The 21,735-nt window shown below is 61.4% G+C and carries 23 protein-coding genes; 17 read left to right on the top strand and 6 right to left on the bottom strand.

The genetic code is table 11. The annotated features are described in order from the left end of the window. Nucleotides 1–3: 3 nt before the first annotated feature. From araH to LOY31_RS21250, 5 genes are all read left to right on the top strand, one after another. Nucleotides 4–972 (top strand): L-arabinose ABC transporter permease AraH, encoded by a 969-nt coding sequence (gene araH / locus LOY31_RS21270; RefSeq protein ID WP_011335422.1) that lies wholly within the window; start codon nucleotides 4–6, stop codon nucleotides 970–972. A gap of 185 nt (nucleotides 973–1,157) precedes the next feature. After that, nucleotides 1,158–1,871 (top strand): GntR family transcriptional regulator, encoded by a 714-nt coding sequence (locus LOY31_RS21265; RefSeq protein ID WP_085607311.1) that lies wholly within the window; start codon nucleotides 1,158–1,160, stop codon nucleotides 1,869–1,871. Then, the gene (locus tag LOY31_RS21260) at nucleotides 1,868–2,866 is read left to right on the top strand and encodes an ADP-ribosylglycohydrolase family protein (protein ID WP_007950831.1); all 999 of its coding nucleotides are present in this window, start codon (nucleotides 1,868–1,870) and stop codon (nucleotides 2,864–2,866) included. The genes LOY31_RS21265 and LOY31_RS21260 overlap by 4 nt, the downstream gene beginning before the upstream one ends. Before the next feature lie 215 nt (nucleotides 2,867–3,081). Beyond that, on the top strand, nucleotides 3,082–4,548 hold the full coding sequence (locus LOY31_RS21255) for a cytosine permease (RefSeq protein ID WP_221533152.1): 1,467 nt from the start codon (nucleotides 3,082–3,084) through the stop codon (nucleotides 4,546–4,548). Further along, on the top strand, nucleotides 4,541–5,470 hold the full coding sequence (locus LOY31_RS21250; RefSeq protein WP_221533151.1) for a PfkB family carbohydrate kinase: 930 nt from the start codon (nucleotides 4,541–4,543) through the stop codon (nucleotides 5,468–5,470). The genes LOY31_RS21255 and LOY31_RS21250 overlap by 8 nt, the downstream gene beginning before the upstream one ends. A 130-nt stretch (nucleotides 5,471–5,600) precedes the next feature. Here the strand turns inward: LOY31_RS21250 and LOY31_RS21245 are convergent, their stop codons facing one another. From LOY31_RS21245 to LOY31_RS21230, 4 genes are all read right to left on the bottom strand, one after another. Further along, nucleotides 5,601–5,981: a Rho termination factor N-terminal domain-containing protein gene (locus LOY31_RS21245; protein ID WP_085607302.1), complete on the bottom strand. Its 381-nt coding sequence runs from the start codon at nucleotides 5,979–5,981 to the stop codon at nucleotides 5,601–5,603. A gap of 88 nt (nucleotides 5,982–6,069) precedes the next feature. After that, on the bottom strand, nucleotides 6,070–6,324 hold the full coding sequence (locus LOY31_RS21240; RefSeq protein ID WP_011335416.1) for a hypothetical protein: 255 nt from the start codon (nucleotides 6,322–6,324) through the stop codon (nucleotides 6,070–6,072). Between the two features lie 52 nt (nucleotides 6,325–6,376). Beyond that, nucleotides 6,377–6,721, bottom strand: coding sequence for a hypothetical protein (locus LOY31_RS21235; protein WP_039770633.1), 345 nt, complete (start codon nucleotides 6,719–6,721; stop codon nucleotides 6,377–6,379). A gap of 82 nt (nucleotides 6,722–6,803) precedes the next feature. Beyond that, nucleotides 6,804–7,472, bottom strand: coding sequence for an HD domain-containing protein (locus LOY31_RS21230; protein WP_221533150.1), 669 nt, complete (start codon nucleotides 7,470–7,472; stop codon nucleotides 6,804–6,806). A gap of 111 nt (nucleotides 7,473–7,583) precedes the next feature. Between LOY31_RS21230 and LOY31_RS21225 the strand changes: the two genes are divergently transcribed. The 6 genes from LOY31_RS21225 to LOY31_RS21200 all read left to right on the top strand — a co-directional run bounded on the left by LOY31_RS21225 (nucleotide 7,584) and on the right by LOY31_RS21200 (nucleotide 13,451). Further along, the gene (locus LOY31_RS21225) at nucleotides 7,584–8,066 is read left to right on the top strand and encodes a GNAT family N-acetyltransferase (RefSeq protein WP_007950842.1); all 483 of its coding nucleotides are present in this window, start codon (nucleotides 7,584–7,586) and stop codon (nucleotides 8,064–8,066) included. A 193-nt stretch (nucleotides 8,067–8,259) separates the two neighbouring features. Beyond that, the gene (locus LOY31_RS21220; protein ID WP_085607288.1) at nucleotides 8,260–9,249 is read left to right on the top strand and encodes a 2-dehydro-3-deoxygalactonokinase; all 990 of its coding nucleotides are present in this window, start codon (nucleotides 8,260–8,262) and stop codon (nucleotides 9,247–9,249) included. A 19-nt stretch (nucleotides 9,250–9,268) separates the two neighbouring features. After that, the gene (locus LOY31_RS21215; protein WP_085607286.1) at nucleotides 9,269–9,889 is read left to right on the top strand and encodes a 2-dehydro-3-deoxy-6-phosphogalactonate aldolase; all 621 of its coding nucleotides are present in this window, start codon (nucleotides 9,269–9,271) and stop codon (nucleotides 9,887–9,889) included. 48 nt (nucleotides 9,890–9,937) lie between these two features. Next, nucleotides 9,938–11,086: a galactonate dehydratase gene (dgoD, locus tag LOY31_RS21210; RefSeq protein WP_085607284.1), complete on the top strand. Its 1,149-nt coding sequence runs from the start codon at nucleotides 9,938–9,940 to the stop codon at nucleotides 11,084–11,086. Between the two features lie 190 nt (nucleotides 11,087–11,276). Beyond that, nucleotides 11,277–12,587: an MFS transporter gene (locus LOY31_RS21205; RefSeq protein WP_085607282.1), complete on the top strand. Its 1,311-nt coding sequence runs from the start codon at nucleotides 11,277–11,279 to the stop codon at nucleotides 12,585–12,587. A 60-nt stretch (nucleotides 12,588–12,647) separates the two neighbouring features. Continuing rightward, nucleotides 12,648–13,451, top strand: a complete 804-nt coding sequence (locus LOY31_RS21200; protein WP_007950852.1) for an IclR family transcriptional regulator — start codon at nucleotides 12,648–12,650, stop codon at nucleotides 13,449–13,451. A gap of 4 nt (nucleotides 13,452–13,455) precedes the next feature. Here the strand turns inward: LOY31_RS21200 and LOY31_RS21195 are convergent, their stop codons facing one another. Next, nucleotides 13,456–14,508 carry an NAD(P)-dependent alcohol dehydrogenase gene (locus LOY31_RS21195; RefSeq protein WP_011335405.1) on the bottom strand — a complete coding sequence of 351 codons (1,053 nt, stop codon included), beginning with the start codon at nucleotides 14,506–14,508 and terminating at the stop codon, nucleotides 13,456–13,458. A 191-nt stretch (nucleotides 14,509–14,699) separates the two neighbouring features. Between LOY31_RS21195 and LOY31_RS21190 the strand changes: the two genes are divergently transcribed. Continuing rightward, complete coding sequence (locus LOY31_RS21190) at nucleotides 14,700–15,590, top strand: AraC family transcriptional regulator (RefSeq protein WP_007950856.1); 891 nt, start codon at nucleotides 14,700–14,702, stop codon at nucleotides 15,588–15,590. 66 nt (nucleotides 15,591–15,656) lie between these two features. Here the strand turns inward: LOY31_RS21190 and LOY31_RS21185 are convergent, their stop codons facing one another. Next, nucleotides 15,657–17,321, bottom strand: a complete 1,665-nt coding sequence (locus tag LOY31_RS21185) for an electron transfer flavoprotein-ubiquinone oxidoreductase (RefSeq protein ID WP_085607280.1) — start codon at nucleotides 17,319–17,321, stop codon at nucleotides 15,657–15,659. Between the two features lie 525 nt (nucleotides 17,322–17,846). Here LOY31_RS21185 and LOY31_RS21180 point away from each other — a divergent pair. The 5 genes from LOY31_RS21180 to LOY31_RS21160 all read left to right on the top strand — a co-directional run bounded on the left by LOY31_RS21180 (nucleotide 17,847) and on the right by LOY31_RS21160 (nucleotide 21,620). After that, nucleotides 17,847–18,596 (top strand): electron transfer flavoprotein subunit beta/FixA family protein, encoded by a 750-nt coding sequence (locus LOY31_RS21180; RefSeq protein WP_007950859.1) that lies wholly within the window; start codon nucleotides 17,847–17,849, stop codon nucleotides 18,594–18,596. Nucleotides 18,597–18,598: 2 nt separating this feature from the next. Further along, nucleotides 18,599–19,528 (top strand): electron transfer flavoprotein subunit alpha/FixB family protein, encoded by a 930-nt coding sequence (locus LOY31_RS21175; RefSeq protein ID WP_007950863.1) that lies wholly within the window; start codon nucleotides 18,599–18,601, stop codon nucleotides 19,526–19,528. 80 nt (nucleotides 19,529–19,608) lie between these two features. Continuing rightward, the gene (locus LOY31_RS21170) at nucleotides 19,609–20,445 is read left to right on the top strand and encodes an ABC transporter substrate-binding protein (protein ID WP_085607278.1); all 837 of its coding nucleotides are present in this window, start codon (nucleotides 19,609–19,611) and stop codon (nucleotides 20,443–20,445) included. Nucleotides 20,446–20,454: 9 nt separating this feature from the next. Beyond that, nucleotides 20,455–20,811 (top strand): DUF4398 domain-containing protein, encoded by a 357-nt coding sequence (locus LOY31_RS21165; protein ID WP_170929392.1) that lies wholly within the window; start codon nucleotides 20,455–20,457, stop codon nucleotides 20,809–20,811. Beyond that, the gene (locus LOY31_RS21160) at nucleotides 20,808–21,620 is read left to right on the top strand and encodes an OmpA family protein (RefSeq protein WP_007950867.1); all 813 of its coding nucleotides are present in this window, start codon (nucleotides 20,808–20,810) and stop codon (nucleotides 21,618–21,620) included. The genes LOY31_RS21165 and LOY31_RS21160 overlap by 4 nt, the downstream gene beginning before the upstream one ends. Nucleotides 21,621–21,735: the final 115 nt, after the last annotated feature.

Raw genomic sequence — 21,735 nt, 5'->3', positions numbered from 1 at the left:
ATGATGACAACCCAAAACGAAACCCTGCCGACCGAGCGCAAACCTCTGGATATGCGGCGCTTCCTCGATGACTGGGTGATGCTGCTGGCGGCGGTGGGCATTTTTGTCGCCTGCACCTTGCTGATCGACAACTTCCTCTCGCCGCTGAACATGCGTGGCCTGGGCCTGGCGATTTCCACCACCGGGATCGCCGCGTGCACCATGTTGTATTGCCTGGCGTCGGGACATTTCGACTTGTCGGTGGGTTCGGTGATTGCCTGCGCCGGCGTGGTTGCGGCGGTGGTCATGCGCGATACCAACAGCGTGTTTCTCGGCGTCAGCGCGGCGCTGGTGATGGGCCTGATCGTCGGCCTGATCAACGGCATCGTGATCGCCAAGTTGCGGGTCAATGCGCTGATCACGACGTTGGCGACCATGCAGATCGTCCGTGGCCTGGCCTACATTTTTGCCAACGGCAAAGCGGTGGGCGTATCGCAGGAATCGTTCTTCGTGTTCGGCAACGGCCAGTTGTTCGGCGTGCCGGTGCCGATTCTGATCACCATTGTCTGCTTCCTGTTTTTCGGCTGGTTGCTGAATTACACGACCTACGGACGCAACACCATGGCCATCGGCGGCAACCAGGAAGCGGCGCTGCTGGCAGGGGTGAATGTCGATCGCACGAAGATCATCATCTTCGCAGTGCATGGGGTGATCGGTGCGCTGGCGGGGGTGATTCTGGCTTCGCGGATGACTTCGGGTCAGCCGATGATCGGGCAGGGTTTTGAGCTGACGGTGATTTCGGCTTGCGTGTTGGGCGGGGTGTCGCTGAGTGGCGGGATCGGGATGATTCGGCATGTGATTGCCGGGGTGTTGATTCTGGCGATTATCGAGAATGCGATGAACCTGAAGAATATCGACACGTTTTATCAGTATGTGATTCGAGGGTCGATTTTGTTGTTGGCTGTGGTTATCGACCGACTCAAGCAACGGTAATCCGCAATACCCTGTGGGAGCGAGCTTGCTCGCGATAGCGGTAGATCCGACACTTTGATGTCGGATGTGCAGGCCTTATCGCGAGCAAGCTCGCTCCCACAGTTCATCCTGTCTACCGAACCTTCCGTCACTTCCAGATAAATACTCCTTGCTCGCCCTGTCTTGTTTCGGGTATCACTTTGTACATGATTAGACAGGTACGATTTGACAAGAAACAACGGGTGGTCGACGAGCTCGTCCGACGCATCGAAAGCGGTCTCATGGAGGACGGCTTTCTGTTGCCCGGCGAGCATCAGTTGGCTCAGGAATTCAACGTCAGCCGTGGCACGTTGCGCGAAGCGCTGGCCGAACTGAAGCGGCGCAATTACATCGCCACGCAAAGCGGGGTCGGCTCCATCGTCACGTTTGACGGGGTGGTGCTCGACCAGCGCAGCGGCTGGGCCCAGGCCCTGGCCGACAGCGGGGCGATGATCAATACCGACGTGCTGCGTCTGGAGGCCGTGACACGTGCGGATCTGCTTGCGCGTTTCGGCTCCGATCAATTCATTCTTCTCGAACGTCGCCGCCGTTCCAACGACGGCACGGCGGTGTCCCTTGAACGCTCTCTGATGCCCGCCAGCGGAGGCCTGGAAAGCCTGCCGCGAGTGGGCCTGATCGATAACTCCCTGACCATCACCCTGGCCGCCTACGGTTACATCGGCGAGCGCGGCGATCAGTGGATCGGTGCCGAACCGCTCAACGCCGTGGACGCCGAACTGCTCGGCCGCCCAGAAGGCACGGTGTTCCTCAAGGCATTGCGCACCACCTACGACCGGCAGAACCGTTTCATGGAACAGGTCGAAAGCCTGCTCGACCCGGTGCATTTCCGCCTGCACCTGCAATTTGGAGAATCGAAATGACCGCCCTCGACCGTGCCTTGGGCGCGTTTTACGGCCTGGCCCTCGGCGACGCGCTGGGCATGCCGACCCAATCCCTGAACCGCGAAACCATCAAGCAGCGCTTCGGCCAGATCACCGACCTGCAGGACGCCGGCCCCTTGCAGCCGATTGCCGCGAACATGCCCAAAGGCTCGATCACCGACGACACCGAACAGGCGATTCTGGTCGGCGAGTTGCTGGTTGAAGGCAAGGGCCGGATCGAACCGGCGGTGCTCGCGCAACGGCTGATCGAATGGGAAGCCGAGATGCAGGCCAAGGGCTCGCAGGATTTGCTCGGCCCGTCGACCAAACGTGCGATCGAAATGATCCTCGCCGGCCATTCGCCGGAAGAGGCCGGGCGTTATGGCACCACCAACGGCGCAGCGATGCGCATCACCCCGGTGGGCATCGCGGCGGATGTCGCCGACCCCGAACGCTTTATCGCGGCGGTGGTGCAGGCCTGTCAGGTCACTCACAACACCACGCTGGGGATTTCCAGCGCGGCGGCGGTGGCGGCGGTGGTTTCGGCCGGCATCAACGGTCTGGATCTGGGCGAGGCGCTGAACCTCGGCCAGCAGATCGCCCAGCAAGCTGAATCGCACGGCCACTGGGTGGCCGGCGGGCGCATCGCCTCGCGGATCAGTTGGGCGCGCAGCATCAGTGTCGAGAGCGACCCGGTGTTGCTCGCGGATCTGCTGTACGACGTGATCGGCACCTCGGTGGCGTCGCAGGAATCGGTGGTGGTGTCGTTCGCCCTCGCGCAGCAAGTCGCGGTCGGTGAAATGACGCCATTTGATGCGCTGTGCATGGCCGCGAGCCTGGGTGGCGACACCGACACCATCGCCGCGATTCTCGGCGCCATGCTCGGGGCCTGCCTGGGTCTGCAGAGCTGGCCGGCGCCGATGATCGAGACGGTGAAGGCCGTCAATGGTCTGGAGCTGGAACCGTTGGTGACAGGGCTTTTGGCCTTGCGCTGATTGGACTGACGCCTTCGCGAGCAAGCTCGCTCCCACAGGGGCTGTGTGAACACCACAAATTAAAATGTGGGAGCGAGCTTGCTCGCGAAAGGCGCACCACAAACCCTGAATATTCACCCGCAATGGATCGCGCAGACAGGCCCAGGAAGGGCGGGATGTCTCGTCGTTCTGCGTCATTGCCACAACCACAATAAAGGCAAACAGGAGCATTTTTCATGAGTTCATCGAACGCCGGGCAAAGCGCCGGGCAACTGGAAACCCGGGGCATCGAGCCGGTGCCGGAAGGCGAGTGCAACGGCCATCCGCTGCAACTGTTCTGGGTCTGGTTCGCTGCCAACATTTCCATCCTCGGCCTGCCGCTGGGCGCCACGCTGGTTGCCTTTCGCGGCCTGGCGATCTGGCAGGCGATCATTGTCGCGATTCTCGGCGCTGCCGGTTCGTTCGCGGTGGTGGGGATCATCTCGATTGCCGGCCGTCGCGGTCGTGCGCCGAGCCTGACCCTGTCGCGGGCGATCTTCGGTGTGCGCGGCAATATCGGCCCGACGCTGGTCTCGCTGATGTCGCGCCTGGGCTGGGAAACCGTCAACACCACCACGGCCGCATTCGTGCTGCTGTCGTTGTGCTCGATCCTGTTCGGCTCGCCGGTGGAAGCCAAAAGCGCGCCGGTGCTGACCCTGATCTTCATCGCGATTTTCGTGCTGCTGACCCTGTCGGTGTCCGGCCTCGGCCACGCCACGTTGCTGGTGATCCAGAAGTGGGCGACCTACGTGTTCGGCGCGCTGAACATTCTGGTCGGCGGCTTCCTCTGCGCGACCATCGACTGGAGCGCGGTGTTCAACGCCACACCAGCGCCGATCAGCGCGATGATCATCGGCATCGGCACCATGGCCGCCGGCACCGGGATCGGCTGGGCAAATGCTGGCGCCGACATGTCGCGCTATCAGCATCGCAGCGTCAAAGCCGTGCGCCTGGTCGCTTCGGCGGCGTTCGGCGCGGGGATTCCGCTGGTGCTGTTGATCACCCTCGGCGGCCTGCTGTCGGTGGGCAACAACGACCTGGCGTCGGCGACTGACCCGATCGTGGCGATCCGCGACATGCTGCCGACCTGGATGGCCGTGCCGTACCTGATCACCGCATTCGGCGGCCTGCTGTTGTCGAACAACCTGTCGGTGTACTCCGCCGGCCTGACCACGCTGACCCTCGGCCTGAAGGTCAAGCGCGTGTACGCGGTAGTGGTCGACATCGTTGCGATATTCGCCGGTTCGATCTACTTCATGCTGATCGCCGACAGCTTCTACGGCCCGTTCATCACCTTCATTTCCCTGCTGGCAGTGCCGATCACCGCGTGGGTCGGGATCTTCGTGGTCGACCTGATTCACCGTCACTACTACAGCCCGAAAGACCTGCTCGACGTCAGCCCGAGCAGCGCCTACTGGTACAGCGGCGGCATCGAATGGCGCGCGTTCGGCGCATGGGCAATCGCGATCGTGCTGGGCTTCAGTTTCACCACCATCGGCACCACCGCCGAGAACGTCTGGTTCAAGGGCTTCCTGTCCGATTCGTGGCTGGGCCACAACGGCCTCGGCTGGATCGTGACGTTCGTGGTCGCCGGCGGCATTTACTTCGTACTCGGCGGGGCGAGAGATCGCCGCGCCGCGCAATCCGAGAATGCTCATGCCTAAGATGTTGCACACCGGCCAGGTCATCATCGACCTGGTCATGGCCGTGGATGCGCTGCCGCAAATCGGCGGCGACGTGCTGGCGCAGTCCGCCAGTTTCGAAGCCGGCGGCGGCTTCAATGTGATGGCTGCCGCCGCGCGTAATGGCTTGCCGGTGGTCTATCTCGGTCGCCACGGTAGCGGCCGATTCGGCGATCTGGCGCGGCAGGCGATGAACGCCGAAGGCATCCGCATCGGCATCGAACAACCTGCAGAACGTGACACCGGCATCTGCGTGGCGCTGACCGATGCGTCGGCCGAGCGCAGTTTCATCTCCTACATCGGCGCGGAAGGTGAGGTGACGGCAGCGGAGCTGAACAGCGTCGCCGCCGAGACGGGGGACTACGTCTACGTCAGCGGTTACAGCCTGCTGCACAGCGGCAAGGCCCAGGCGTTGCTGGACTGGACGCTGGCGCTGCCGAAGACGATCAACGTGGTGTTCGATCCAGGTCCGCTGGTGGAATCGCCGGACTCACCGATGATGCAGGCGTTACTGCCGCGCATTGATGTGTGGACCAGCAACCGCGTCGAGGCGCTGCGTTTCACGGGCGCGGCTGACATTGAAACCGCGCTGGACCGATTGGCCGTGCATCTGCCACAGGAAGTTTTGATGGTGGTACGCGATGGCCCGCAGGGTTGCTGGATTCATCAGCGCGGCGAACGCCAGCATGTGCCGGGTTTCAAGGTGCAGGCGGTGGACAGCAACGGCGCGGGCGACGCGCATGCAGGCGTATTCGTCGCCGGGCTGGCACAAGGACTGGCCGCTCACGAAGCCGCCCGGCGCGCCAACGCTGCGGCTGCGTTAGCGGTCACTCGCTGGGGCCCGGCGACCGCTCCTGGCACTGCGGAGGTTGATGTGCTGATCAGCAAAAAATGCACTGACTGAACGATCGCAATCGCTGGCAAGCCAGCTCCCACAGGTTTCAGTAGGGGGCGCAGTTTTTGCGAGCACTTTGATTTCTGTGGGAGCTGGCTTGCCAGCGATAAGGCCTTCAGGCGTTACGTCCAGTCTGGACCTAGCCGGCTCTGCGCAACGCCGCAATCAACTCATCTTTACGCATCGACGAACGCCCGGGAATCTTCCGCTCCCGGGCCTCCTTACGCAGACTGTCGACCGTCTGCACTTCGCGTGAAGCCTTGCTATCGCGCGAATGTCCCTCACGACTCACCGCCGCGCGCCGCGCTGATTCCTTGCGATCCTCGGCCTTGGCATTGGCCGGTTTCCGACGCCCGGAACCTCCGGCCTTCTCGCCGCCGCCGGACTGTTTGTTCACTGTCGCCCAGGCGCGGGCCTCGGCTTCGTCCTTGGACATCCCTTTGTTTTGATAGCTGTCTTCGATGTGTTCGGCTTTGCGCTTCTGTTCTTCAGTGTATTTGGCTTTGCTTCCACGAGGCATGGCGAGTCTCCTGGTGGTTGGATGAATCTCGGTATGAACCGGCGCAGGCAATGCATTCGAACACTGCCTGCGCCAGTGACCGCAAGCGTCAGGTATCGAGCTTGCGCGCCGCTTCCACCCCTGCAGCGCTGAGCTTGATCGGCAGATTCAGCGAATGCTCTCCGGCTTCATTGCAAGTGATGTGTCCGTGGTGAATCAGTCCACGCTCCTGCAGGGCGGCGAGGGCACTGGCCACGACTTTCTCGCCGCGATAATTGTCCAGCACCTCTTTGCCGAGGCCGCTTGGGTGGGCATGTAACAGGCGGGTGAGGACTTCTTTTTCCAGGTTTTTATCGACGTTCATGGTTACCTCTTCAAGGAAGTGGATAAGACACGTTGCGTGGATGAAGCACGGATCACTGTCCTGCGCCTTCAGAGCCCGAACCACCCGTGGTGGTTTTCGAGCCGACGCCGGGGCCGGCGTTGTCGGGGGCGGCCGGAGCGTCGGGGGTGTTCATGCCGCCTTGGCGACCGGGATCGCTGCCCTGGGTGCGAGGATCGGTTCCCGTCGCGGGTGGCTGATTGATCAGCGGTACACCCGAACCGTCGGTATTCATACCGGGGGCACTGTTGATGGCGGGGGCTCTTGGCTGGGTAACCGGATCGGTCGGCCCGGTACCGGCAGCGGTGGTCGAGGCGGCGAATACCGCCGGGCTGAGGAGGGTAGCGAATACGAGTGCAGTCAACCTTGACGAGATCATAGGGTGTCTCCAGTGATTGAAATCCTTACCTCCTTTTGGTCTGCCCTCGTGAAAGATTGGTGCCTGATGATCGACGAACGGTTCAGAAGGGCTGAGCGCTTTCGAGGCCGATCTCTTCCTTGAATTGCTCCATGAAACCTTTCAAGCGTCGATGACGGAGCTGTGCCAGACGTTGACCGGCAACGGTCTGGAAACCGTCGGCGAGGTGCAGCAGTTTGGTCTGGAAATGGTCGAGGCAGAATCGCTTGTCGTCGTAGTCCCTTTCCCGGGCCTCGGGATCTTGCGGGTCGTACAGCGCGCTGCCCATGCGTCCGGCGGTGTAAAAGGTGCGGGCGACGCCGAGCATGCCGAGGGAGTCGAGACGGTCGGCGTCCTGCACCAGTCGCGCTTCGAGGGTGAGCGGGGCGATGTTTGCGGAAAAGCTGTGGGCCTCGATGGCGTGGGTAACGGCGTCGATTTTGGCTTCGGGCCAATGCATGTTCGCCAGCACCTTCGAGGCTTTTTCCGCTGCCAGGCGTGATGCCTGTGAACGCAGCGGCGAGTTCTTTTCCACGGCCACACAATCGTGCAGCAACACTGCAGCGAGCAGCACTTCAAGGTCGCCACCTTCCTCGGCCTGCAAGGTGCGCGCGTTGTGCCAGACCCGTTGCAGATGCGACAGATCATGAGCGCCGTCTTCCGACGGTTCCAGCGCGTGGGGCAGCAGTTCGGCGGCGAGCTCCGTGAGATGTGAAAAAACGAGATTGTTCATGGGAGTCCTTGCGAGTCATCGGCCGCGCTAGCCTAATCCGTGGATTGCCATGTGACGAGCGCCGCGCGCCGCCTTAGTATGGCGTTTTCCTTTTTCCGACAAGGCCCGTCCATGACGATCGAAATCCGCCCGGCGACCCCCAGCGATGCACCGCAAATCCTCGCGTTCATCACCGAATTGGCAGACTTCGAAAAGGCCCGTCACGAAGTCATCGCCAGCGTTGCCGACATCGAGCGCAGCCTGTTCAGCGAAGGCGCCACCGCCCACGGTCTGATCTGCCTGCGCGACGGCGTACCGATCGGTTTTGCGGTGTTCTTCTTCAGCTATTCGACCTGGCTGGGCAGCAACTGCCTGTACCTCGAAGACCTCTACATCACCCCCGAACAACGAGGCGGCGGCGCTGGCAAAACCCTGCTGCGTCACCTCGCGAAAATCGCCTGCGCCAACGACTGTGGCCGCTTCGAATGGAGCGTGCTGGACTGGAACACTCCAGCCATCGAGTTCTACAAATCCCTTGGTGCCCAGCCGCAGGAAGAGTGGGTGCGTTACCGCATGGATGGCAAGGTGTTGCGCGAGTTTGCCGAGGGCAACTGAGCCGCGCCAGGAATATCGCAGCCCGAGACGGCTCCTGCAGGGAAGTTGAATTTCTCTGAAGGCACTGTTTCTGCCTGCGATATTTTTTTGCCAGCGTCCCATAATGTGGGAATGATATTTATATATTGAGATTTTGTTGTGCCCGGGTCTATAGTCCAGCTCACTCACTGCCAATAACAAAACAGGTGAAGCGATGCTGGCGCAATTGATCGCGCTCGATTGGGGGACGACCTCACTACGTGCTTACAAACTCGCGGCGGGCGGGCAGGTGCTGGCGCAGCGGTCGCTGTCGTTCGGGATCATGCAGTTGCCGAAGACGCCGCGGGTCATCAACGGTCGTGAATGCTCCGACGGTTTTGAACTGGCGTTCGACGAGGCCTGTGGCGACTGGCTCGACGCGCAGCCCGACTTGCCGGTGATTGCCTGCGGCATGGTCGGCAGCGCCCAGGGCTGGCGCGAAGCGTCCTACCGCGATACGCCGGCCAACGTGGCCGATCTCGGAAAATCCCTGCAAACCGTTCGCAGTCTTCGCGGTGTTGATGTGCACATCGTGCCGGGTGTGATTCAGCGCTCGACGCTGCCGAACGTGATGCGCGGCGAAGAAACCCAGGTACTCGGCGTCCTGCAGAATCTGCCGGTCGAGGCGGGCAATGATCTGCTGATCGGCCTGCCGGGCAGTCATTCGAAATGGGTGGAAGTGGCCGACGGCTGCATCACCCGTTTCGACACCTTCATGACCGGCGAAGTGTTCGCCGTACTCAGCGAACACAGCATTCTCGGCCGTACCCAACAGCACAGCGCGACGTTCGATGCCGAGGCGTTTGATCGCGGCGTGCAGGTGGCGTTGTCGGCAGAAGGCGAAATCGGCGTGCTGTCGACCCTGTTCAGCGCCCGCAGCCTGGGCCTGACCGGTGAACTCGGCGCCACCGCGCAACCGGACTATCTGTCCGGCCTGCTGATCGGCCATGAACTGACGGCGCTGGCCGCCGTGCAACGACGTCGGCGCAACAGCACACATCTTCCTTCGATCATCCTCATCGGCAACGCGCAGTTGTGCGCCCGTTACAGCCGTGCCCTCGACGCCTGCGGTTTCGCCCGGGTGACCCTGGCCGAGCAAGCCACCGAACGTGGTCTGTGGCAACTGGCGCTCGCCGCCGGACTGATCGATTCCTCATCCCGTTAACCCTGACTGGAGGCCTGACATGCTCAAGCAAGCACTGGCGCAAAACGGTCTGATCGCGATCCTACGCGGCCTGCATCCGCAGGAAGCGGCCGCTGTCGGAGAAGTCCTGTATGCGGCCGGATTTCGCGTCATTGAAGTACCGCTCAATTCCCCTGCACCGTACGAAAGTATTCGCATCCTGCGTAAGACTTTGCCCGCCGATTGCCTGATTGGTGCCGGCACGGTGCTGACCCCGGAACAAGTGGAATTGGTAAAGGAGGCCGGCGGCCAGGTGATCGTCATGCCTCATAGCGATGCCAAGGTGTTGCGGGCAGCGAAAGCGGCGGGGCTGTACCTGTCGCCGGGCGTCGCCACACCGACCGAAGCCTTCGCGGCACTGGAGGAGGGCGCGGACATTCTCAAGCTGTTCCCGGCCGAACAGATGGGCCCGGCGGTGGTGAAAGCCTGGCTGGCGGTGTTGCCGGTCGGGACGATTCTGGCGCCGGTCGGCGGCATCACGCCGGACAACATGCAGGCGTTCATCGACGCCGGCGTCAAAGGCTTCGGCCTCGGGTCCGGGCTGTTCAAACCGGGCCTGACGACTGAGCAAGTGGCGGTCAATGCCAAGGCCTACGTGGCGGCCTGGAAAGCCCTTCGCTAAGACTTTTCCGGCGCTGCGTGCGCTGCATCTAACAAGAGAGACAAGCAGATGAAAATCATCAAACTCACCACCTTCATCGTCCCGCCGCGCTGGTGCTTCCTGAAAGTCGAAACCGACGAGGGCGTGACCGGTTGGGGCGAGCCCGTGGTCGAGGGTCGGGCCCACACGGTTGCCGCAGCGGTTGAGGAATTGTCCGACTACCTGATCGGCAAAGACCCACGCAATATCGAAGACATCTGGACTGTGCTGTATCGCGGCGGCTTCTACCGCGGCGGCGCAATCCACATGAGCGCACTGGCCGGCATCGATCAGGCGCTGTGGGACATCAAGGGCAAGGCGCTGGGCGTGTCGGTCAGCGACCTGCTCGGCGGCCAGGTGCGGGACAAGATCCGAGTGTATTCGTGGATCGGCGGCGACCGTCCGGCGGACACCGCGCGAGCTGCGAAAGAGGCGGTGGGCCGTGGTTTCACAGCGGTGAAAATGAACGGCACCGAAGAGCTGCAATTTCTCGATACCTTCGAAAAAGTCGATCTGGCGCTTGCCAACGTTGCCGCCGTACGTGATGCGGTCGGGCCGAACGTCGGCATCGGCGTCGACTTCCATGGCCGGGTGCACAAACCCATGGCCAAGGTGCTGATGAAGGAACTCGACCCGTACAAACTGATGTTCATCGAAGAGCCGGTGCTCAGCGAAAACTACGAAGCGCTGAAAGAACTGGCACCGCTGACCAGCACCCCGATTGCCCTCGGCGAGCGGCTGTTTTCGCGGTGGGACTTTAAACGGGTGTTGAGCGAAGGTTACGTCGACATCATCCAGCCGGATGCCTCCCACGCCGGCGGCATCACCGAGACCCGCAAGATCGCCAACATGGCTGAAGCCTACGACGTGGCGCTGGCACTGCACTGCCCGCTGGGGCCGATTGCGCTGGCCGCGTGTCTGCAACTGGACGCCGCTTGTTACAACGCGTTTATCCAGGAGCAGAGCCTGGGCATCCATTACAACGAGAGCAATGACCTGCTCGATTATGTGAAGGATCCGCGGGTGTTCGACTACGACAAAGGCTTCGTGAAAATCCCGAACGGCCCGGGCCTGGGCATCGAGATCAACGAGGAATACGTGATCGAACGCGCGGCGGTCGGCCACCGCTGGCGCAACCCGATCTGGCGTCATGCCGATGGCAGTTTTGCCGAGTGGTGAGTCGCTGATTTCCTTCTAAGAGATCGTTCCCACGTCGAGGCGTCGAACCGCCCGCGTGGGAATGCCTCAATGGACGTTCTGCGTCCGCTCTTGGGACGCAGAGCGTCCCGGGCTGCATTCCCACGCGGAGCGTGGGAACGATCTCGCCAACAACCCCCGACCTCAATAAACATAAGAAGAGGCGCTCCCCATGCAACCGCAAACCCTCACCGGGCAAGCGACGTTAGTCACGCCCAGCCGCAAGCGATTTTTCATCATGGTGTTGCTGTTCATCACCGTGGTCATCAACTACCTCGACCGCAGCAACCTGTCGATTGCCGCCCCGGCACTGACGACGGATCTGGGCATCGACCCGGTGCACGTCGGGCTGATCTTTTCCGCCTTCGGCTGGACCTACGCCGCCATGCAGATCCCCGGCGGCTGGCTGGTGGATCGGGTGCCACCGCGCATCCTGTACAGCGTTGCGCTGCTGTTGTGGTCGCTGGCCACGGTGATGCTCGGTTTCGCCGCCAGTTTCATCGCCCTGTTCGTGCTGCGCATGGCGGTCGGTGCGCTGGAAGCACCGGCGTATCCGATCAACAGCCGCGTGGTGACGACCTGGTTTCCCGAGCGTGAGCGGGCCACGGCCATCGGCTTCTATACCTCCGGGCAGTTTGTCGGGCTGGCGTTTCTGACCCCGGTGCTGGCGTGGCTGCAACATGAGTTTGGCTGGCACATGGTGTTTGTCGCGACCGGCGCGGTGGGCATTGTCTGGGCGGCGATCTGGTACGCGGTGTATCGCGAACCGCGTGATTTCAAAGGCGCCAACCAAGGCGAAATCGATCTGATCCGCGAGGGCGGCGGGCTGGTGGATATCGCCGCCGAAACCGCCAAGGTGAGGGCGAAATTCAGCTGGACCGATCTCGGCATCGTCCTGAGCAAACGCAAGTTGTGGGGGATCTACCTCGGCCAGTTCTGCCTGAATTCGACGCTGTGGTTTTTCCTGACCTGGTTCCCGACCTACCTGGTGAAGTATCGCGGAATGGACTTCATCAAGTCCGGCCTGCTGGCGTCGCTGCCGTTTCTCGCCGCGTTCATCGGCGTGCTGTGCTCCGGGTTCTTCTCCGACTTCCTGATCCGTCGCGGCTGCACCGTCGGGTTTGCACGCAAGCTGCCGATCATTGGCGGGCTGCTGATTTCCACCTCGATCATCGGCGCCAACTTCGTCGAATCGACGCCGTTGGTGATTGCCTTTTTGGCGCTGGCGTTTTTCGGCAATGGGCTGGCGTCGATCACCTGGTCTCTGGTCTCGACACTGGCGCCGGCGCGGTTACTGGGCTTGACCGGCGGGGTGTTCAACTTCATCGGCAACCTGTCGGCGATTGCCACGCCGATTGTCATCGGCTTCCTGGCCAGCGGCGATTCGTTCGCACCGGCGATCACCTACATCGCGGTTCTGGCATTGATTGGTGCTTTGTCCTACGTGCTGCTGGTGGGCAAGGTCGAGCGCATCGAGTTGTAGTCGGCCATGCCGGGCGACCATAATGCCGCCCGTTCCCTCGCTCAACGCTAAAGGCTGGATATGCAGGAAGACGCCCCAAAAACCGCCAAGGACGCCGCGCCGACCGGCACCCAGACCCTGCTTCGCGGGTTGGGTGTGGTGCAGGCCGTCGCCAGTGGCGCCCGCGATCTCAAAGAGATTGCCCGCCTGATCGGTACCACGCGCAGTACCACTCATCGTCTGGCCAGTTGTCTGGTGGACGAGCGCTACCTGCGCGTCGTGCCGCAAGTCGGTTATCTGCTGGGGCCGAAGCTGATCGAACTGGGTTTCCAGGCGCGCGAAGAGTTGCCGCTGGTGACCCTGGCCGGTCCGTATCTGGACGAGTTGTCGGCGCTGACCGGCGACACCGTTCACTTGGGGATTCGCGAAGGCGACGAGGTGCTTTATTTGCTGAAGAATCCGGGACGCAACGGCCCGGAAATGCGCTCGCGGGTCGGCCATCGCATGCCGTTGGCGCGGACCGGGATCGGCAAGGCCTTGATGCTGGATGACGCGCCGCAGGACTGGCAGCGTCTGTACGACATCAGTCTGCCGGCGGGTGGGAAAAGTCAGTTCTGGCCGCAGCATCCCCAGCAGTCGTGGGAGCAGCTGGAGCAGCGGATGACCGAATACGTGGCCGGCGGCTACGCGTTCGATCTGGAAGACAACGAGCCGTCGATCCGTTGCGTGGCGGCGCCGATCCGCGACGCGAGCAAGCGCATCGTCGCGGCGATCAGCATCGCCAGCACCGTGCCGTACATGCCGCTGGAAAAAATGGCCGAGCTGATTCCCCTGATCAAAGGGGTCACAGCCCGGCTCTCGGCGGAGCTAGGCTTGAAGGTCTGAGGAATCAGAGCTTCAGAGTCGCCATGTCGATGACGAAACGATACTTCACGTCGCCGGCGATCATGCGGGCGTAGGCTTCGTTGATCTGGCGGATGTCGAGCATTTCGATGTCGCAGCTGATGTTGTGCTCGGCGCAGAAATCCAGCACTTCCTGGGTTTCAGCGACGCCACCGATCAACGAACCGGCCAATACGCGACGACCCAGCACCAGTTTCGCGGCGTGAACCGGCGGATCGATCGGTTCGATCAGGCCCACCAGAATGTGCACGCCGTCGAAGCGCAGGGTGTCGAGGTACGGGTTGAGATCGTGCTGCACCGGAATGGTGTCCAGCAGGAAGTCGAAACGACCGGCTGCAGCTTTCATCTGCTCTTCGTCGGTGGACACGATCACATGATCGGCGCCCTGACGACGACCTTCCTCGGCCTTGCTCGCCGAGCGGGTGAACAACGTCACTTCAGCGCCCATGGCCTTGGCGAACTTGATGCCCATGTGGCCGAGGCCGCCCATGCCCAGAATCCCGACCTTGTCGCCGGCCTTCACGCCGTAGTGCTTGAGCGGCGAGTAAGTGGTGATGCCAGCGCAGAGAATCGGTGCGGCAGCCGCCAGATCCAGCTTCTCTGGAATGCGCACCACGAAGTGCTCGCTGACCACGATGCTGTCCGAATAACCGCCCATGGTGTTGCTGCCATCGACCCGGTCCGGAGTGGCGTAGGTCATGGTCGGGCCTTCGAGGCAGTATTGCTCGAGGTTCGACTGGCAGGCTTCGCAGGTGCGGCAGGAGTCGACCATGCAGCCGACGCCGACCAGATCGCCGACCTTGTGCTTGGTGACATTCGCACCGACGGCGGTGACTTTTCCGACGATCTCGTGGCCGGGCATCAACGGGTAAACGGCGATGCCCCATTCGTTGCGCGCCTGGTGGATGTCGGAGTGGCAGACGCCGCAGTACAGAATTTCGATGGCGACGTCGTCGGCCCGTGGGCTGCGGCGTTCGAACTTCATCGGGGCGAGGGGCGTGGTGGCCGTTTGAGCGGCATAGCCGATGGCGGTGTACATGTGAAACCTCGCAAAAGCAGTGACAAGTGAGGCGGCGCATTCTGGGCGCCGTCCGGTCGTCCGGCCATGGCGATTCCTCCGGGTGTCATGCCTAATCCTCCGGCATGCGGGGTTGATCGGTCGCATTGGCAAAAGGATCTGCGATGATGCTTTCATCCCTTTTTTCGTGATTTTTTCTGAAGAGCTACCCGATGCAATTGACCCGTCACCTTGATGCCAACGCCACCCTGGTTTCGCTGATCGAACCGCTGGCGCTGCGCGATGGTTACAGCCAGACCGGGCTGCCGGGCGTGCAGGTGTTGCGCGCCAGTTGCGATGTCGCCCGTGGTCCGCACATTTATGAACCGAGCCTGATGATCATCGCCCAAGGCAGCAAACTGGCGTATCTGGGGCCGCGCACCATGGAGTACGGCGCCGGGCATTACCTGATTCAGGCGTTGCCGGTGCCGTTCGAGTGCGAGACCTACGCGTTGCCGGACGCGCCGTTGCTCGGCGTGTCGGTGGCGATCGACCGGGTGCTGCTCGGTGAACTGGTGCTGGCCATGGGGCTGGCGCCGGGGCGGCATATTCCGGCGCAGACACCGGAGTCGATGACTTCGGTGGTGCTCGACGATGACATGCGCGGTTGCGTCGAACGCTTGCTGCGCTGTCTGCACGATCCGCTGGAGTGCCAGATTCTCGGGCCGGCGCGGGTGCGGGAGTTGTTGTTCGTAGCCTTGCGCGGTCCCCAGGCCGATGTGCTGCGGGCATTGGTGGAGCAGCAGGGTCAGTTTGCCCGGGTGGCGGCTTCGATCAGCCATTTGCACTCGCACTACACCGAACCGTTGAACGTCGAGACGCTGGCCAGTTGCGCGAACATGAGCGTTTCGACCTTTCATGAGCATTTCAAACGCAGCACGTTGCTGTCGCCGGTGCAGTATCTGAAGCGTTTACGTTTGTTGAAGGCGCAGACGTTGTTGATCGCCGAAGGACTGGGAGTGGCGCAGGTGGCGCATCGGGTGGGGTATCAGAGCACGTCGCAGTTCAGTCGCGAGTACAAACGTTATTTCGAGCGCAGTCCGGGGGATGAGCGCGCGGCTTGATCTTCAGCAAATCGCGGGCAACAAAAAGGCCCCCGTTTCGGGAGCCTTGATGTTCAGCAATTCGACTTACATGTTCGGGTAGGTCGGGCCGCCGGCGCCTTCCGGCGTCACCCAGGTGATGTTCTGCGAAGGGTCCTTGATGTCACAGGTCTTGCAGTGCACGCAGTTCTGGGCGTTGATCTGGAAGCGCTTCTCGCCGTCTTCCTTGGTGATCACTTCATACACACCGGCCGGGCAGTAACGCTGTGCCGGCTCGTCGTACAGCGGCAGGTTCTTGCTCAGCGGGATAGTCGGGTCGGTCAGTTTCAGGTGGCACGGCTGTTCTTCTTCATGGTTGGTACCGGAGATGAACACCGAGCTCAGCTTGTCGAAGCTGATCTTGCCGTCGGGTTTCGGGTAGTCGATCTTCTTGCAGTCGGCCGCGAGCTTGAGGCAGGCGTAGTCAGGCTTGGTGTCGTGCAGGGTGAACGGCAGTTTGCCGCCGAAGATGTTCTGATCCAGCCAGTTGAAACCGCCGCCGACGATGGCGCCGAACTTGTGGATCGCCGGGCCGAAGTTGCGGCTGGCGAACAGTTCTTCGTAGAGCCAGCTCTTCTTGAAGGCGTCAACGTAAGTGGTCAGCTCTTCGGTGCCGTCCTTTTCAGCGAACAGCGCATCAGCCACGGATTCAGCGGCGAGCATGCCGGACTTCATCGCGGTGTGGCTGCCCTTGATCTTGGCGAAGTTCAGGGTGCCGAGGTCGCAACCGATCAGTGCGCCGCCCTTGAACACCATCTTCGGCAGCGAGTTCAGGCCACCTTTGCAGATTGCACGTGCGCCGTAGCTGATGCGCTTGCCGCCTTCCAGGTACTGCTTGAGTACCGGGTGATGCTTGAGGCGCTGGAATTCGTCGAACGGCGACAGGTAGGTGTTGCTGTAGGAAAGATCGACGATCAGACCGACCACCACCTGGTTGTTTTCCAGGTGATAGAGGAAGGAACCGCCGGTGTTCTCGGTGCCCATGATGTCCATCGGCCAACCGGCGGTGTGCACCACCAGGCCTGGCTGGTGTTTGGACGGGTCGATTTCCCAGATTTCCTTCAGGCCGATGCCGTAGTGCTGGGCGTCGGCATCACTGTCGAGGTTGTAGCGCTTGATCAGTTGCTTGCCGATGTGACCACGGCAACCTTCGGCGAACAGCGTGTATTTGCCACGCAGTTCCATGCCTGGGGTGTACAGGCCTTCTTTCGGATGACCTTCGCGGTCTACGCCGAGGTCGCCGGTGATGATCCCGCGTACCACGCCGTTTTCATCGATCAGCGCTTCCTGAGCGGCGAAGCCCGGGTAGATTTCCACGCCCAGGTTTTCGGCCTGCTGAGCGAGCCAGCGGCACAGGTTGCCGAGGGAGATAATGTAGTTGCCTTCGTTGTGCATGGTCTTGGGCACAAAGAAGTCAGGAATTTTCTGCGCGCTTTCGGCGTTTTTCAGCACGAAAATGTCATCGCGGGTGACTGGCGTGTTCAGCGGAGCGCCGAGTTCTTTCCAGTCCGGGAACAGTTCGTTCAGGGCCCGTGGTTCGAATACGGCACCGGACAGGATGTGCGCGCCGACTTCGGAGCCTTTTTCGACCACGCAGACGCTGATTTCCTTACCGGCTTCGGCGGCCTTCTGCTTCAGACGGCAGGCGGCGGACAGGCCAGCGGGGCCGGCACCGACGATGACCACGTCGAATTCCATGTATTCGCGTTCCACAGGCTATCTCCTACTCAAGGCTCAACAGTTTTTTTTCTAATTTGGAGGTTCGGTGTCGTATCCGTTATTGCCTTTACGTTAACGTCAAGGCTAATAATGGGCAAACCACCTTTCTCTCTAGGCGGCGCATTATATCTACACCACTCTTAGCGTCCAATACAAACGTTTGTTTGAATCGGCTCCAGCCCAGAGAAATCAAAGAAGCGCGGCTTATGACAGGGCATTTTGGCGTATTGACCAGAATGGGCGTTCCGGTCAAGATACGGGCGGTTTTGCGCTCGCCGTAGGCTGAATGGTGGTTTCAAGAGCACCTCTAAAGACAGGGCGTAGGCGGTAACCGGTGATGCGCAGCGCAGGTTCGGCGCGCAGTTTACACACCGCGAAGCGGCATGACTCGTCGGTCACGACTGACGAACGGTCATCCCGCTCAGCCGGCGTTTTTAGAGGTGCCCTTGTGCCCGATGAGCATCAACCGCCAGGTTCGCCTAGGCGACTTTCTTTTCACCGGAGAGTAACGAGGAATCCATGAAGGTTCTTGTAGCTGTCAAACGCGTTGTGGATTACAACGTCAAGGTTCGCGTCAAGGCGGACAATTCCGGCGTAGACCTCGCCAACGTCAAGATGTCGATGAACCCGTTCTGCGAAATCGCAGTGGAAGAAGCCGTACGCCTGAAAGAAAAAGGCGTTGCGACTGAAATCGTCGTCGTCTCCATCGGCCCGTCCACCGCTCAGGAACAGCTGCGTACCGCACTGGCTCTGGGTGCCGACCGCGCCATCCTCGTCGAATCCGCTGAAGACCTGACTTCCCTGGCCGTGGCCAAGCTGCTCAAGGCCGTGGTCGACAAGGAACAGCCTCAGCTGGTGATCCTGGGCAAACAGGCCATCGACAGCGACAACAACCAGACCGGCCAGATGCTCGCTGCACTGAGCGGCTACGGTCAGGGCACTTTCGCCTCGAAAGTCGAAGTCTCCGGCGACAGCGTTGCCGTGACCCGCGAAATCGACGGCGGCGCGCAGACCGTTTCCCTGAAACTGCCAGCGATCGTCACCACCGACCTGCGTTTGAACGAGCCGCGCTACGCGTCCCTGCCAAACATCATGAAAGCCAAGAAGAAGCCTCTCGAGACGCTGACTCCGGACGCTTTGGGCGTTTCCACCGCCTCCACCAACAAGACCCTGAAAGTCGAAGCGCCGGCTGCACGCAGCGCGGGCATCAAGGTCAAGTCGGTGGCTGAACTGGTCGAGAAACTGAAAAACGAAGCGAAGGTAATCTGATCATGACTATCTTGGTAATCGCCGAACACGACAACAAGGTGCTGGCTCCGGCCACCCTGAACACCGTGGCTGCCGCTGCCAAAATCGGCGGCGACATCCACGTTCTGGTTGCAGGCCAGGGCGCTGGCGCCGTGGCTGAAGCCGCCGCGAAAATCGCTGGCGTGAGCAAAGTCCTGAACGCTGACAATGCTGCCTACGCGCATCAGCTGCCGGAAAACGTTGCTCCTCTGGTAGCAGAGCTGGGCGCTGGCTACAGCCACATCCTGGCTGCCGCCACTTCCAACGGCAAAAACATCCTGCCGCGCGTTGCTGCCCAGCTGGACGTTGACCAGATCTCCGAGATCATCTCGGTAGAAAGCGCTGATACCTTCAAGCGTCCGATCTACGCCGGTAACGCCATCGCTACCGTGCAATCGACCGCTGCGATCAAAGTGATCACCGTGCGTGCCACCGGTTTCGACCCGGTTGCCGCTGAAGGTGGTTCGGCTGCCGTTGAATCCGTTGCCGCTGCTCACAACGCCGGCACTTCCAGCTTCGTCAGCGAAGAACTGGCCAAGTCCGATCGTCCTGAGCTGACCGCTGCCAAGATCGTCGTTTCCGGCGGCCGCGGCATGCAGAACGGCGACAACTTCAAACACCTGTACGCTCTGGCCGACAAGCTGGGTGCTGCTGTGGGTGCATCCCGCGCCGCGGTCGACGCAGGTTTCGTACCGAACGACATGCAGGTCGGTCAGACCGGCAAGATCGTTGCGCCACAGCTGTACATCGCCGTCGGTATTTCCGGCGCGATCCAGCACCTGGCCGGCATGAAAGACTCCAAAGTGATCGTTGCGATCAACAAGGACGAAGAAGCGCCGATCTTCCAGGTGGCCGATTACGGCCTGGTGGCGGATCTGTTCGAAGCCGTACCTGAGCTGGAGAAGCTGGTCTAATTCGGCCGCTTCACTTATAAAGAGCCCGACCTTTTGGTCGGGCTTTTTTTTGTCTCGGATTTGAGTGGGAGCGTTTCGCCATGGATCTGCATCGTCGGTTGGGCTGCTCGTGGTTGCTGGGGCTGGCATTGTTGCCGGGCCTGTCGGTGGCGGCGGGCAAATGCGAGCGGCTGGTCGTCACCGGCAGCCCGGATGCACCGCCGTATCTCTGGCAGGATCCGCAGAACCCCAAACAACTGATCGGTGCCAGCGCCGACCTGTTGCAACAGGTGGCGAAAGAGCTGGGGATCAAAGTCGATCTGCTGTACGCCGGCAAGCGTTCCCAGGCCCTCGACGAAGTGCGCAGCGGGCGCATGGACATGCTGGCTGACGCGCCGCTGACCTTCAACGAGCTAGAAAACCTCGACTATATACACCCGCCGTTGCTGGAAAACGACTATCTAGTTTGGACCCGCAAGGGGTCGACTCTGGTCTACAGCGAAGCGAAGGATCTCCAGGGCCATCAAGGAGGCTTGTCGGAAAAGTCTCGAATGACCCCGGCATTCGGCACTTTCGCCGAGCAGCAATTGACCCTGACCCGTACGGCAAACCTGACCCAGGCGTTTCAGAAACTTCTGCTGGGCGAGGTGGAATATGTACTCGCCGGTCGCTACTCGGGCATGGCGGCCGCGCAGGCACTGGGCATGGCCAATGATCTGCTGGCTTTTGAACAACCCATCGACCGGCCCGGTCTGTTCCTCGCGGTTTCGCACAACTCGGCCTGCAACGATCCGTGGTTGCGCGGACAGCTGGCCAAAAAGATGACAGAATTGCCCGCGTCCGGCCTGACGGAAGCCGCGCTGCAACGCAACATCGAGCGATGGAAGGCGCAGCAGCAACAGCCGCCGCAACCACCTGTCAGCGCCCCAAAACAGTAGGGATTCTTAGTGAGTAATCGACTTCTTTTCGCGGCCATGGCCGTTCTGGCCCTGGCCGGTTGCGCCAGCGATCCGGCACCCAACGAACAAATGCGCCTGACCGAGCAGGCCCTTGAGCAAGCCAAAGCCGTGGGCGCCACCGCCGAAGACGTGCCGGAAATGAAACTGGCAGAAGACAAGTTCAACCGGGCCAAAGGCAGCATGGCGGGTGAGTCCTACAAGAATGCGCGGATGCGATTCGAACAGGCCGAACTCGACGCACGTCTGGCGGAAGCCAAAGTGTTGACCCAGAAGAGCGAAGAGCAAGTGAACGTGCTCAACACCCGCATCGTCCGACTGCGCAAGCAACTGGGGGATGCCCAATGAGCCTGAAGTCCAAAGCCCTCGGCACTCTGATCCTCGCCGGTTGCGCCAGTCTTTACGGCTGCGCCGGTCAGCACAGCGAATCCGCATTGCAGCAGGCCAGCACCGACTTCCAGAAGGTCAAGGAAGATTCCAACGTGCTGCGTATCGCGCCGAAAGACGTGATCCGCGCCGGTGAGTCCCTGGCCCGTGCCGATCGTCTGTCGACGTACTGGGGCAGTGGCTCGGACGTGGTGCATTACGCCTACCTGAGCCAGCGCTACAGCGAAATCGCCCGTGAGCACACCAATCAGGTGCTCAACGAAGAGCGTGTGGCGAAGCTGGAGCTGGAGCGCCAGCGCCTGCAACTGGCCTTGCGCGAGTCCAAACTGCTGAGCGTGCAACAGCAGGGCAAATGGCTGGAAGAGCAGATCGTCGCGCTGGCCACCACCCAGACCGATCGTGGTCTGGTGATGACCCTCGGTGACGTGCTGTTCGATACCGGTGAAGCCGAGCTGAAAAACTCGGCCAACCGCGTGGTGCTGAAGATCGTGCAGTTCCTGCAACTCAACCCGAAACGCATCGTGCGCATCGAGGGCTACACCGACAGCACCGGCGGCAAGCAGGAAAACCTCAAGCTGTCCCGTGATCGCGCGCAGTCGGTGGCTGACGTGCTGACGGACCTGGGCATCGACGAAAAACGCATTCAGGTCGAAGGCTACGGCGACGAATATCCGGTGGACGCCAACGCTTCCGAGCGTGGGCGTGCGCAGAACCGTCGAGTGGAAATCGTGTTCTCCGACGAAAAAGGCCAGCTCGGCGCCGCCCGCTGAGGGTGGCGTTACTGGAAAGCCCGGGCTGTCAGGCAGCACCGGGCTTTTTTACGTCTGTCGATTACCTCACAAAGCAGTACAGATTTAACCGACACAGCACTGTATGGTTGACTAA

It is taken from the genome of Pseudomonas sp. B21-021 (assembly GCF_024749205.1).
GTDB classification, from domain to species: domain Bacteria; phylum Pseudomonadota; class Gammaproteobacteria; order Pseudomonadales; family Pseudomonadaceae; genus Aquipseudomonas; species Aquipseudomonas paraglycinae.
Note: the sequence above shows the minus strand (reverse complement) of the source record. Positions and strands in the feature narration are given on the sequence as shown.

Coding starts and splice junctions, on each gene's coding strand:
- LOY31_RS21245 (WP_085607302.1), bottom strand. CDS start 5,981: ATGCCTCGTGGAAGCAAAGCCAAATACACTGAAGAACAGAAGCGCAAA.
- dgoD (WP_085607284.1), top strand. CDS start 9,938: ATGAAAATCATCAAACTCACCACCTTCATCGTCCCGCCGCGCTGGTGC.
- LOY31_RS21160 (WP_007950867.1), top strand. CDS start 20,808: ATGAGCCTGAAGTCCAAAGCCCTCGGCACTCTGATCCTCGCCGGTTGC.
- LOY31_RS21195 (WP_011335405.1), bottom strand. CDS start 14,508: ATGTACACCGCCATCGGCTATGCCGCTCAAACGGCCACCACGCCCCTC.
- LOY31_RS21255 (WP_221533152.1), top strand. CDS start 3,082: ATGAGTTCATCGAACGCCGGGCAAAGCGCCGGGCAACTGGAAACCCGG.
- LOY31_RS21190 (WP_007950856.1), top strand. CDS start 14,700: ATGCAATTGACCCGTCACCTTGATGCCAACGCCACCCTGGTTTCGCTG.
- LOY31_RS21215 (WP_085607286.1), top strand. CDS start 9,269: ATGCTCAAGCAAGCACTGGCGCAAAACGGTCTGATCGCGATCCTACGC.
- LOY31_RS21170 (WP_085607278.1), top strand. CDS start 19,609: ATGGATCTGCATCGTCGGTTGGGCTGCTCGTGGTTGCTGGGGCTGGCA.
- LOY31_RS21175 (WP_007950863.1), top strand. CDS start 18,599: ATGACTATCTTGGTAATCGCCGAACACGACAACAAGGTGCTGGCTCCG.
- LOY31_RS21205 (WP_085607282.1), top strand. CDS start 11,277: ATGCAACCGCAAACCCTCACCGGGCAAGCGACGTTAGTCACGCCCAGC.
- LOY31_RS21180 (WP_007950859.1), top strand. CDS start 17,847: ATGAAGGTTCTTGTAGCTGTCAAACGCGTTGTGGATTACAACGTCAAG.
- LOY31_RS21260 (WP_007950831.1), top strand. CDS start 1,868: ATGACCGCCCTCGACCGTGCCTTGGGCGCGTTTTACGGCCTGGCCCTC.
- LOY31_RS21265 (WP_085607311.1), top strand. CDS start 1,158: ATGATTAGACAGGTACGATTTGACAAGAAACAACGGGTGGTCGACGAG.
- LOY31_RS21230 (WP_221533150.1), bottom strand. CDS start 7,472: ATGAACAATCTCGTTTTTTCACATCTCACGGAGCTCGCCGCCGAACTG.
- LOY31_RS21240 (WP_011335416.1), bottom strand. CDS start 6,324: ATGAACGTCGATAAAAACCTGGAAAAAGAAGTCCTCACCCGCCTGTTA.
- LOY31_RS21250 (WP_221533151.1), top strand. CDS start 4,541: ATGCCTAAGATGTTGCACACCGGCCAGGTCATCATCGACCTGGTCATG.
- araH (WP_011335422.1), top strand. CDS start 4: ATGACAACCCAAAACGAAACCCTGCCGACCGAGCGCAAACCTCTGGAT.
- LOY31_RS21225 (WP_007950842.1), top strand. CDS start 7,584: ATGACGATCGAAATCCGCCCGGCGACCCCCAGCGATGCACCGCAAATC.
- LOY31_RS21220 (WP_085607288.1), top strand. CDS start 8,260: ATGCTGGCGCAATTGATCGCGCTCGATTGGGGGACGACCTCACTACGT.
- LOY31_RS21235 (WP_039770633.1), bottom strand. CDS start 6,721: ATGATCTCGTCAAGGTTGACTGCACTCGTATTCGCTACCCTCCTCAGC.
- LOY31_RS21200 (WP_007950852.1), top strand. CDS start 12,648: ATGCAGGAAGACGCCCCAAAAACCGCCAAGGACGCCGCGCCGACCGGC.